We start from the raw sequence: 10,831 nt of genomic DNA on the forward strand, positions 1-10,831 counted from the left end.
AGCACCACAATATGAATATGGTGCCTCGAGGCGGAATCGAACCACCGACACGAGGATTTTCAATCCTCTGCTCTACCGACTGAGCTATCGAGGCAACGGAGCGCTATTAAACGGTTTTTCGTTCTTTTCGTCAACCATTTTTTTGAGAAAAATTTCAATGTCGCACTCGGTTGCCTGCTTTTTGCCCAGAAATGCTGGTTGTGACTATTTCATTGTCACTGCGTAAGATTTTTCCCTTGGTTAAACTCTTTCTGGAACGCGGTTACTTTCTCTAGGTAACGTCGTGCTTCGGCATTGCGGTGCTTATTGGTTAGCGCCCAATAGACCTGATTTGGTTGCAAACTGTTCAGATCGTTCATTGCCCGCTTGCGGTCAGTTGTGTGGAAGGTATTGAGTACCCCCCCAGTTCCGCCATTGTACGCTGAGATCATACTGTAATGCAGTGACAATGGATCACGGACATCCTTGAGGTAGCGGGTGCGCAAGATGTAGAAGTAAGCAGTACCGGTATCAATATTCCTAGCAGGATCAAACAGGTACTCTGGGGTTGGTATGCCGGGTTTGTTTTTCACTAGCTTGAACACGTCGGCGCCGGCAGTTTTTGGCACTACCTGCATCAGGCCATAGGCATTGGCATGGCTGACAGCATAGGGGTTGAAGCTGCTCTCGGTCTTGATAATGGCATAGATCAGGTCTTCGGCAATACCGTAGCGACGTGATGCATCACGGACAATATCGGCGTACTTGTAACTACGTTGGTTGGCATGATCGGCCACCATTGGGATTTCCACATAGTAAACCTGGTGGAAACGCTCCGAGCGTTTTTTCAGCTTGCCGTCAATCAAGTAGTCGGCGAACCGGTTGGCACGCCAAGACCATTCGATAGGCTTTCCTTCGTTATCAAGCACCTGACCGTAAAGGAATGGCTTACCGCTCAATTCGATGGCGGAGTCTGAATAGAGGTCAACGCCACCGGGGTTATCCGGGGTCAGCAGAGTAGTGGTTATCGCTTCTTTTAGGTGCTTGGTCGGCTCGGTTTTCGCCACGGTTTCAACTATGACAACACCACGTTCAAAATCAACATGAGCGCGGCTCTGGTAACCATCGGTGTACTTTACATATTGGCGTTTACTCGCGACCAGAGAGTCGTTATCCCCCCAATAGCGTTTTACCTGACCATTGAATGAGTTCATCAGCCTGTCGAGCGCAGCAGTATCCTGGGTGAACTGGCCGGGCAGCGGGGCGAGGTTATTGGCAAAACGGTTGGTGGTGGTGTAGTCGACATCGTAGAGTTGTTCGATAAACTCCCGGCTACAGCCGCTCAATAGGAGCAGGGACAAAAACAGCGCGTGTAATTTCATAGTTCCCGAAATATGAAAAAGGCACCGTTTGCCTAGTTTTCTAACCAGTTACAAAAGATGCCTGAATGAATGACTAAGGTGCTTCCCTTGAATTAAACGACCGAGTTAAGGGGAAGCATTAGCGGAATTATTCGCTCGGCGGGGTGTAACCGTCGATGATCACGTCCTGGCCTTCGAACAAGAAGTTCACCATCTCAGTCTCCAGCAGTTTGCGGTGCTCTGGATCCATCATGTTCAGTTTTTTCTCGTTGATCAGCATTGTCTGCTTGCCTTGCCACTCTGCCCACGCTTCTTTCGAAATGTTGTCGAAAATGCGCTTGCCCAGTTCACCCGGGTATAGTTGGAAATCAAGGCCTTCAGCGTCTTTCTTAAGGCGGGCACAAAATACTGTACGGCTCATCAGGAAGTTCCTTCGTTATAAGGGTTTGCTTGGGTATCCCCAAGTCTCTTGGATATCTATTTATACCACGCTTGTACGCTTCTATCTATTCAGCTCGTAGCGTAAGCTCTCTAGGATCTGCTGTACAGGTGCAGCCAGACCGATCTCTGCTGGCTGGTTGAGGTTATACCATTGGCCGTTACCCGCTTCACTGATGCAATCTGGTTGCTCTGACAGGCTCAGTTTCACCGGAACTATATCCAGGTGGTAGTGGCTGAAGGTATGGCGGAAGCCGATCAGTTGCTCCTGATCACGGATGATCTCCTGCTGGCCAAGGCGTTGTTCGATCACTGGGGTAAGATCAGCCTGATCTTGCTGTGGGAAGCACCACAAGCCGCCCCAGATCCCTGCTGGCGGACGCTTCTCTAGCCAGACATATTCACCGAACTGGAAGATAGCAAACCAAGCTTGCTTCTCCGGTAGGGTTTTCTTGGGCTTCTTGCCGGGGAAGTCGGCTTGGCGGCCCAGAGCTTTGGCTTCGCACTGCTCGGCGACCGGACACAGCTCGCACTTTGGTTTGCTACGGGTACAGATCATCGCCCCCATGTCCATCATGGCCTGGTTGTAGCGCTCTACACCCTGGGCTGGGGTATTGGTCTCGGCTATCTCCCACAGCTTATTTTCAACCGGCTTTTTCCCCGGCCATCCTTCGACGGCATAGCAGCGGGCAAGAGTCCGTTTTACATTGCCATCAAGGATAGGGTGGTGCTGTTTGAGCGATAGTGACAGGACGGCTCCTGCTGTCGAGCGGCCGACACCCGGCAGGGCAATGACCTGTTCGATATCGGTTGGGAACTCGCCGCCGTGATGGTCGACAATATGCTTGGCGGCCTTGTGTAGGTTGCGGGCCCGAGCGTAGTAGCCAAGGCCGGTCCATAAGTGAAGCACCTCGTCCTGGTCGGCAGCTGCGAGATCGGCAACGGTCGGGAAGCGTTCGATGAAGCGCTCGAAATAGGGGATCACCGTGGCAACTTGGGTTTGCTGCAGCATGATTTCCGACAGCCAGACCTTGTAGGGGGTCTTTTGTTGCTGCCAAGGCAGGGTTTTCCGGCCAAATTTGTCATACCACGCTAAAATGGCATCAGAGAAGGTATTGGTCACAGTTTCAAGCTCACTTTGCTGACAGCCGTCTTCGCCTGTCTTATTTTTGGCCCTGATTGCACCACAAAGTGAGAGGCGTCGCAATCGATAGACTTGCACTTGCGCTGTAACTTTGGATAATGCCGTTCCGTTTCTTTTTTGTTTGGATAGTAAGCATGAGCGAAGTTTCAAAGAAGTCAGGTGAGGTTACCCTGAACGAATTTACCGAAGACGGCAAACTGGTACGTAAGGTACGTAGCTTTGTTCGTCGCGAAGGTCGTTTGACCAAGGGCCAGGAAGCGGCCATGGAAAATAACTGGCCGGCAATGGGTATCGACTTCGCTCAGCAGATGCTGGACTGGAAAGAAGTGTTCAACAACGAAGGCCCTGTAACGCTGGAAATCGGCTTTGGCATGGGTGCTTCTCTGGTTGAGATGGCAAAGAATGCGCCAGAGAAAAACTTCATCGGTATCGAAGTGCACAGCCCTGGTGTTGGTGCATGTTTGATGGGCGCCGAGGAAGCGGGTTTGACCAACCTTCGCGTTATGTGCCATGACGGCGTTGAAGTGTTCGAGCACATGATCCCGGACGGCAGCCTAGACTGCGTTCAGCTGTTTTTCCCTGACCCATGGCACAAAGCACGTCACCACAAACGTCGTATCGTTCAGCCAGCATTTGCAGAGATGCTACGTAAGAAGCTGAAAATTGGTGGTATCTTCCACATGGCGACAGACTGGGAAAACTATGCGGAGCACATGGTTGAAGTGATGGATGCAGCACCGGGTTACCGCAATACGGCGACAGAAGGTCCTTACATCCCACGTCCAGAAGATCGTCCATTGACCAAGTTCGAAGCTCGCGGCCACCGTTTGGGCCACGGCGTATGGGACATGAAATACGAGCGCACTGAGTAAGTTTTCAGGCGTATTGAGGCAAGGTATTGCCAAGCACCAATGGGTGCACCAGTTGTTCGAAAAAAGCCAACCTCGTGTTGGCTTTTTTATCCTTGGAGAAAAGTAATGAAACCAACAGAGCAGTTGCTAAACGAGATTTTAGATGAAGTCAGACCGCTGATCGGCAAAGGAAAAGTGGCTGATTATATCCCGGCATTGGCGGAGGTTCCGGCCAACAAGCTGGGGATTGCTGTGTGTTACAACGATGGTGAAATTATCCAAGCTGGTGATAGCAAAGAAGGCTTCTCGATCCAGTCGATCTCCAAGGCGCTGAGCCTGACGTTGGCGATGACCTTGTACCAACCGGAAGAGATCTGGCAGCGGGTTGGCAAAGAGCCATCAGGCCATGCGTTCAATTCCATGATCCAGCTCGAGCTGGAAAACGGTATCCCGCGTAACCCGTTCATCAATGCCGGGGCTTTGGTGGTCTCCGATCTGCTGCATAGCCGTTTGTCAGCTCCGCAATACCGGATGCTTGAGCTAGTGCGCAAGCTCGCCCAGAACCCGCATATTTGCTACGACAAGGTTGTGGCTTCATCTGAGATGCAGCACAGTGACCGCAATGCTTCGATTGCCTACCTGATGCGCTCGTTTGGTAATTTCGATAATGAAGTGATGCCGGTCCTGACCAATTACTTCAGTTATTGTGCGCTGAAAATGAGTTGTGTTGATTTGGCCAAAACTTTCAGTTACTTGGCAAATAAAGGGCTTCCTTTGGGTGCAAAAAAAACAATTATCAACCAGACTCAGTGTAAGCAAATGAATGCACTGCTGGCGACCTGCGGGTTGTATGACGGTGCTGGAGAATTTGCATATCGGGTTGGTATGCCGGGCAAATCCGGTGTCGGTGGCGGGATCATCGCTATCGTTCCGGGTGAGATGACCATCGCTGTATGGTCGCCAGAGCTGGATCCTTCGGGTAACTCTCTGGCTGGCACAGCCGCCCTTGAATTGCTGGCCGAGCGGATCGGCCGTTCAATCTTTTAACGGGGTAACTAGGGCATACTAACCTTGGCCTACCCCGGTTATGGGGAGAGGCTTATGCTGTTGCGAGTTTGTGGGGTTAAATTAGCGGTTGCCGGGTTTGCCTTGTCATTGGGCGTGCAGGCCAATGAAGCGCCTGTGTGCCAGATGGAGTGGCACAATAGCCTGAGTATGCAGGACGGGGCGCTCAACCTGGAGTTTGGGGGCGAGAGTTTCATAATCAAACCCAGCGGCCAACTCTACTTCGGAGTCCACAAGGTCAAGCTCGATGATAGCCAGTCTGCCTTGCTGGCAGACTACCACCGCCTGATGCTCGATGATTTACCTTACACTTTATCCCACTCACAGTTAATCGATAAGGAACTGTGTGATCGGGTGGCGATGCGCCAGGCTAAAGAAAGCGAAATCCAATCACAGATCCCCGCCCTCAAGCGTTGGCAGAGCGTGACGCTCGATTGAGTTGCACTATATACAATTCAACAGGACAAGATTTCAAAGACGCAGTGAAGACATCCTTGTCGCTCTAACCCGCCGTCCATGGCGGGTAAGCTTTAAAATCTTATCCTATTAAATTGCCACCGCTTTATTTGCAAAAGTAATCCGAGGTAATCCTATTCATCCTCTTCGTTGACAAATGCCGCTAGCAGGTCGTTGAGGAATAACTTGCCGTGCTCGGTGATCTGCCACTCATCACCTCTGTCTTCGAGGTAGTTCTGCTCAAGCGCCCAATTGATCGGCCCTTCAATGCTTGTTAGTGGCAAGCCGGTACGCTCGACATAATCTTGTTTCGGGCAAGCCTCAAGTAGGCGGAAGCGGTTCATAAAGAACTCGAACGGGAGCTCAGCGGCTTCGACTTGGGTTTCCTGATCCAGATATGGCTTGGCAGGGTTGAGGTAGCCGCGAGGGTGCTTGACCTTGACGGTACGGGTGATGGTACCGTCAGCGAAGCTAAGCTTGCCGTGGGCACCGCAACCGATGCCGAGGTAATCCCCGAAACGCCAGTAATTCAGGTTATGGCGGCACTGGCGGCCCGGTTTGCTATAGCCTGAAATCTCGTATTGGACATAGCCCGCTTCGGCCAGCAGTTTATGGCCTTGCTCGAAAATCTCCCATAGGTCGTCGTCATCCGGCAACACTGGCGGCTTGGAGTAGAACAGGGTATTGGGCTCGATAGTGAGCTGGTACCAAGACAGGTGCGGCGGCTCAAGGGCAATTGCCTGTTTGAGATCCGATAGGGCATCGTCGATGCTTTGATCTGGCAGACCGTGCATCAGGTCGATGTTGAAGCTATCAAGCCCTGCTTCTTGGGCCAGGCCAGCAGCAGTGATGGCTTCGCGGCTACCGTGGATGCGGCCGAGGCGCTTGAGTTTTTCGTCCTGGAAGCTCTGGATGCCGATTGAGATACGGTTGACGCCAACTTCGCGGTAGGCGTTGAAGCGTCCGGCTTCGACAGTACCCGGATTGGCTTCCATGGTAATTTCGATATCGTTGCTGAAGGGGATCCGCTTTTTGACGGCTTCGAGCAAGCGTCCGATCTCCGGTGCGGAGATCAGGCTCGGAGTACCACCACCGATGAAAATAGAGTGCAGCTCACGGCTCTGGCTTGCCAAATCGTATTTTGCCAAGTCGGTATCGAGATCTTCGATAAGCGCATCGATATAGTCGAGCTCGGGAATATCGGTTTTCAGTGCATGGGAGTTGAAGTCACAGTAAGGGCACTTCTGGACACACCATGGGATGTGGATATACAGGCTCAGTGGTGGTGGTACTAGCATGGTTTATGCTTCCTTCAGGGCAGCAAACAGCTTGGCAAGGGCTTTGCCGCGGTGTGAAAGTTGTTTCTTGCGCGTTGGCTCAAGCTCGGCAGAAGAACATTGATCTTCCGGTACCCAAAAGATTGGGTCGTAGCCAAAGCCATTTTCGCCGTGGGCTTCAGTGAGGATCTTGCCTTCCCAGCTGCCGTGGCAAACTAGCGGGGTAGGATCGTTTTCGTGGCGCATCATGACCAATACGCAGTGGAAACGGGCAGTACGCTGCTCATCCGCAACGCCTTCCATTTCTTTCAGTAGCTTCTGCAGGTTTTCTTCATCAGAGGCATCAATGCCTGCAAAGCGGGCAGAGTAGATCCCCGGTGCACCCTTGAGGTAATCCACTTCTAGGCCTGAGTCATCAGCAATCGCAGGTAGGCCAGTTTCCTTGGCGGCGTGACGGGCTTTGATAATGGCGTTTTCGATAAAGGTGGTGCCGGTCTCGGCAACCGAAGAGACGTTGTAATCGCTCTGGGCGACCACATCAAAGCCAAAATCGGCCAGAAGGCTAGCCATTTCTTTTACTTTGCCCTGGTTACCAGTGGCCAGTACTAATTTGCTCATCACAGTTCCTCGCAATAAAGAGGGCGCTATCTTATCTCACTGCCCGGAAAATAAAAGGGGAGCGCAAGGCTCCCCTGTCATTGCTATCGCTGATTGCGGTGAAATGCTTAGATCAGTCGACATAAAATGTCTGGTCAAACTCAATGTTGCCACGGGTGCCGTTGTGGGAGACATCAATGGAAAAGCTGAAGCGCTCTTCGTTGGCATGTTTGATCTCGGCGATGTAATAGATGGCATTACCTTCCCTGACTTCGCGAAAGGAGAGGTTTTTAACCGTGCCGAGTAAATTCTTGGCTTGGCCATTGAGCACCGCAGCCACAGCCGGTTTTCCCTCCTGATCCTTCTTCAGCACGGTGACATTGATAACGGCGGAATAGCGGCTGCGCTGGATTTTGTAGGTACTGGCTACTTCCGGGGTCAGGAAGGTCGACGGGAAGCTGGAATAGTGGACTTCGAGGTTCTCTATATCTTTGAATTGTCCGGCACTGGCAGTAAAACTGATGCCGAGGCATGAAATGAGTAGGGCAAATAGGCTGAAAAGACGAGTCATTTTATTATCCTTCTATACGCACCTGACAGGGGAGCCCCTGCGCTGTTAGTGGGTATTGCTAGTTCCATTATAGTTGTGACGAAAGGTTCTGATGAAAAACAGCCCGGCGTCTGGAAGGACGCCGGGCTGGAAGTTGCTTTTGCTTACAGCAGAGCCTGAATGGGCTCGGGTATTGCTTTCGGAGCGGTGATACGCACTTGTTTGTGACGTCCCAGTTCTCCTTTTTCGATATCGATTTGCCCCTTGGCGACCTTGAACTGCTTGGACAGGTACTTTGCCAAATGGGCGTTGGCCTTGCCGTCTACCGGCGGTGCGGTGATCGCGACTTTGACTTCATCCCCATGCAGGCCAACCACTTGGTCGCGGCTGGCTTTGGGCTGGATATACAGTCGCAGGATCAGATCATCACCGTCGCGGTAGGCAGCCTGTTGGCTCATAGCTGGTACCAGATAGGACCAACGAAATCACCGATCAGGAAGTTTGCGAACTGCAGGCCAATGAACAGGACCAACACACTCAGGTCCAAACCGCCCATTGCTGGAATAATACGGCGGATAGGGGCTGTCATCGGCTCGGTTAGCTGATGCATTACGTATTCAACTGGGCTGCGGCCCTGGCTGACCCAGCTCAGGATTGCGCGAAGCAACAATACCCAGAACAGCAGGCCACCGGCCGCTTTGAGCAGCGATAGCGCACCAATCCAGAAGTATTCCGGCGTGAACATGAAGCCGCCACCTAATACCAATTGCAGGATCACGAATTTACCCATGCTCAGGACGTAGGCGAACAGCAGCGTGGCAACATCCAGTGAACCAATCGATGGGATGATGCGACGTAGTGGGCCGACAACCGGCTGGGTTGCCTTGACGATGAACTGTGAAAACGGATTGTAGAAATCGGCACGCGCCCACTGGAGCCAGATGCGCAGCAGCACAACCATAATGTAGAGATCAAATAGGGTACTGACTAGAAAACCAATTGAATTCATATACTAACCTTAAAATAATTTTTCCATTTCTTCAGCGCGGGAAACGGCAGCACGCATTGCTTTAGCTACGGTATCACTAAGTTGGCATTCGTTGAAAGTACGGATTGCCTCAGCGGTTGTGCCGCCTTTTGAGGTAACCTGCGCACGAAGCGTTGCCAAATCAGTTTCCGGGTTGGCGACCACCATTTCTGCAGCGCCAAGGGCAGATTGTTGAACCAGCATACGGGCTTGCTCTGCACTGAAGCCTTGCTTGATGGCTTCTTCCTGCATTGCTTCCATGAACAGGAAGAAATAAGCTGGGGCACTGCCTGCTGCGGCAATAATACTGTTAATGCCAGCTTCTTGCTCGACCCAACACACCTCTCCGACAGCCTTCATTAAGTTTTCGGCAAATTGACGGTCGTTAGGGTTAAGGGAGTTGGATGCATAAAGGCCGCTCATGCCCTTGCCAATCAGTGATGGTGTATTTGGCATTACGCGTACCAGATTCAAGTTGGTGGCAAGCATTTCGTTGAGTCGCTCGGCACCGATACCTGCCGCAATGGAGATCACCAACTTGCCGGAGAAGTCGAGGATCTGAAGTGGGCGGCAAACTTCTTCCATGAGCTGGGGCTTCACCGCAAGGACAATAACATCGGCGTCCGATGCTGCGCTCAGGTTGTTGTCAGTGGTGTGGATTCCGTAATCACGGGCCAGCGGCTCACGACGGGCTGAGCTTGGTGCTGTCGCGGTGATTTTGTCTGGCGCATAGCCGCTGGCAACAAGGCCTGCGATGATAGAGCGGGCCATGTTACCGGCACCAATGAAGGCAATCGAGCGTTGTTCCATGTTACATCCTCTGTGTATTTAAGGCCGGGAGGGACGTTGACGTCCTTCCTAGACGTTATAATTGTGTGGCTATTATAGCCAGCGCTTAGCTTACTGTTTAGCTGAATAATCGCGGGCACCAAAAATTGCGGTACCGATCCTGACTATTGTGCTGCCAGCAGCAACAGCTGCATCGAGATCACCACTCATCCCCATTGATAGGGTATCGAGTTGTGGGTGTTTGCCTTTGAGTTTGTCCATGGCCTCGGCAAGGCTTGAGAAGGCAGCAAGCTGGCTGTCGTAATCGTCTGCTTTTTGCGGGATAGACATCAGGCCACGCAATACCAGATTCGGCATCGCCGCCACTTCGTCTGCCAGTGCGGCGACTTGTTCGAAAGCGAGCCCCGATTTGGAGTCTTCGCCACTGGTGTTAACTTGTAGCAAGACATTGAGCGGTGCCATACCTGCTGGGCGCTGTTCACTCAGGCGACGGGCAATTTTGGCGCGATCTACCGAGTGGACCCAGTCAAAATGCTCGGCAATCGGGCGGGTTTTGTTGGACTGGATAGGACCGATGAAGTGCCAACTGAGTGATGGGCCAGTCTCTCGTTTGGCAAAGTACTGGACTTTCTCGACGCCTTCTTGGACATAGTTTTCACCGAAAGCGGTGTGACCCGCTGCGATTGCCTGCTCGATGGCGGCGATCGGTTTGGTCTTGCTTACAGCAAGCAATTGCACTGTTTCGGCATCTCTACCGCATTTTTCTGCTGCCAGGCCGATCTGGTTGATGACCTGTTCAATATTTTGCTTGATACTATTCATAATTGATTCTGTGGGGAAAATTTATGGATATCACCGAACTACTGGACTTTAGTGTAAAGCATAACGCCTCTGATCTGCACCTTTCAGCGGGTGTTCCGCCAATGATCCGTGTTGATGGTGATGTGCGCAAGTTGAGCTTACCGGCTCTCGAGCATGGTGAAGTTCACCGTTTGGTCTTCGACATAATGAATGACGCCCAGCGACGGGAGTTCGAGGAGCGACTAGAAGTCGACTTCTCATTTGAGTTGCCCGATGTAGGTCGTTTCCGTGTCAATGCTTTCAAACAAACAAGGGGCAGTGCGGCAGTGTTCAGGACCATCCCGGTGAATATCCCGACGTTGGAGTCACTGGGTGTGCCCGATGTGTTCTACCAGATTGCTCAATGCCAGCGTGGCCTGGTACTGGTGACAGGGGCGACAGGCTCGGGTAAATCGACCACCATCGCCGCGCTGGTGGATTACATCAACGAGAACTT

Annotated in this window: 14 protein-coding genes and 1 tRNA gene; 4 read left to right on the forward strand and 11 right to left on the reverse strand. The window is 52.1% G+C overall.

Features of this window, described 5'->3' with window-relative positions; all coding sequences use genetic code 11:
* Window positions 1-18 precede the first annotated feature (18 nt).
* The 4 genes from BIZ37_RS27015 to mutY form a co-directional block, all read right to left on the reverse strand.
* Window positions 19-94: transfer RNA gene (locus BIZ37_RS27015), tRNA-Phe, on the reverse strand.
* Between the two features lie 121 nt (window positions 95-215).
* Window positions 216-1,361: a membrane-bound lytic murein transglycosylase MltC gene (gene mltC, locus BIZ37_RS27020; RefSeq protein ID WP_187464166.1), complete on the reverse strand. Its 1,146-nt coding sequence runs from the start codon at window positions 1,359-1,361 to the stop codon at window positions 216-218.
* Window positions 1,362-1,488: 127 nt separating this feature from the next.
* Window positions 1,489-1,761 carry an oxidative damage protection protein gene (locus BIZ37_RS27025; protein ID WP_107300870.1) on the reverse strand — a complete coding sequence of 91 codons (273 nt, stop codon included), beginning with the start codon at window positions 1,759-1,761 and terminating at the stop codon, window positions 1,489-1,491.
* Between the two features lie 81 nt (window positions 1,762-1,842).
* Entirely contained in the window at window positions 1,843-2,901 is a 1,059-nt protein-coding gene (mutY, locus tag BIZ37_RS27030) for an A/G-specific adenine glycosylase (protein ID WP_187464177.1), read from the reverse strand.
* A 155-nt stretch (window positions 2,902-3,056) separates the two neighbouring features.
* Here mutY and trmB point away from each other — a divergent pair, with 155 nt between their 5' ends.
* From trmB to BIZ37_RS27045, 3 genes are all read left to right on the forward strand, one after another.
* Window positions 3,057-3,794 carry a tRNA (guanosine(46)-N7)-methyltransferase TrmB gene (trmB, locus tag BIZ37_RS27035; RefSeq protein WP_187464167.1) on the forward strand — a complete coding sequence of 246 codons (738 nt, stop codon included), beginning with the start codon at window positions 3,057-3,059 and terminating at the stop codon, window positions 3,792-3,794.
* A gap of 105 nt (window positions 3,795-3,899) precedes the next feature.
* Window positions 3,900-4,820 (forward strand): glutaminase B, encoded by a 921-nt coding sequence (gene glsB, locus BIZ37_RS27040; protein ID WP_187464168.1) that lies wholly within the window; start codon window positions 3,900-3,902, stop codon window positions 4,818-4,820.
* A 54-nt stretch (window positions 4,821-4,874) separates the two neighbouring features.
* Window positions 4,875-5,276 carry a hypothetical protein gene (locus BIZ37_RS27045; protein ID WP_187464169.1) on the forward strand — a complete coding sequence of 134 codons (402 nt, stop codon included), beginning with the start codon at window positions 4,875-4,877 and terminating at the stop codon, window positions 5,274-5,276.
* Window positions 5,277-5,428: 152 nt separating this feature from the next.
* On the opposite strand, the gene hemW is transcribed toward BIZ37_RS27045, so the two are convergent.
* The 7 genes from hemW to BIZ37_RS27080 form a co-directional block, all read right to left on the reverse strand.
* Window positions 5,429-6,592: a radical SAM family heme chaperone HemW gene (gene hemW, locus BIZ37_RS27050; protein ID WP_187464170.1), complete on the reverse strand. Its 1,164-nt coding sequence runs from the start codon at window positions 6,590-6,592 to the stop codon at window positions 5,429-5,431.
* Between the two features lie 3 nt (window positions 6,593-6,595).
* On the reverse strand, window positions 6,596-7,189 hold the full coding sequence (locus BIZ37_RS27055) for an XTP/dITP diphosphatase (protein WP_187464171.1): 594 nt from the start codon (window positions 7,187-7,189) through the stop codon (window positions 6,596-6,598).
* Window positions 7,190-7,301: 112 nt separating this feature from the next.
* Window positions 7,302-7,739, reverse strand: a complete 438-nt coding sequence (locus BIZ37_RS27060; protein ID WP_187464172.1) for a DUF4426 domain-containing protein — start codon at window positions 7,737-7,739, stop codon at window positions 7,302-7,304.
* Between the two features lie 143 nt (window positions 7,740-7,882).
* Window positions 7,883-8,176: a DUF167 family protein YggU gene (gene yggU / locus BIZ37_RS27065; protein ID WP_107300878.1), complete on the reverse strand. Its 294-nt coding sequence runs from the start codon at window positions 8,174-8,176 to the stop codon at window positions 7,883-7,885.
* Window positions 8,173-8,727 carry a YggT family protein gene (locus BIZ37_RS27070; RefSeq protein WP_187464173.1) on the reverse strand — a complete coding sequence of 185 codons (555 nt, stop codon included), beginning with the start codon at window positions 8,725-8,727 and terminating at the stop codon, window positions 8,173-8,175. Before BIZ37_RS27070 ends, yggU begins: the two co-directional genes overlap by 4 nt.
* A 9-nt stretch (window positions 8,728-8,736) precedes the next feature.
* Window positions 8,737-9,555 (reverse strand): pyrroline-5-carboxylate reductase, encoded by an 819-nt coding sequence (gene proC, locus BIZ37_RS27075; RefSeq protein WP_187464174.1) that lies wholly within the window; start codon window positions 9,553-9,555, stop codon window positions 8,737-8,739.
* A gap of 90 nt (window positions 9,556-9,645) precedes the next feature.
* Entirely contained in the window at window positions 9,646-10,356 is a 711-nt protein-coding gene (locus BIZ37_RS27080; RefSeq protein ID WP_187464175.1) for a YggS family pyridoxal phosphate-dependent enzyme, read from the reverse strand.
* Window positions 10,357-10,379: 23 nt separating this feature from the next.
* Here BIZ37_RS27080 and BIZ37_RS27085 point away from each other — a divergent pair.
* A partial coding sequence (locus BIZ37_RS27085; protein WP_187464176.1) for a type IV pilus twitching motility protein PilT occupies window positions 10,380-10,831 on the forward strand: 452 nt, incomplete at its 3' end.

The sequence above is a fragment of the Photobacterium sp. BZF1 genome, assembly GCF_014349205.1.
Classification (GTDB): domain Bacteria; phylum Pseudomonadota; class Gammaproteobacteria; order Enterobacterales; family Vibrionaceae; genus Photobacterium.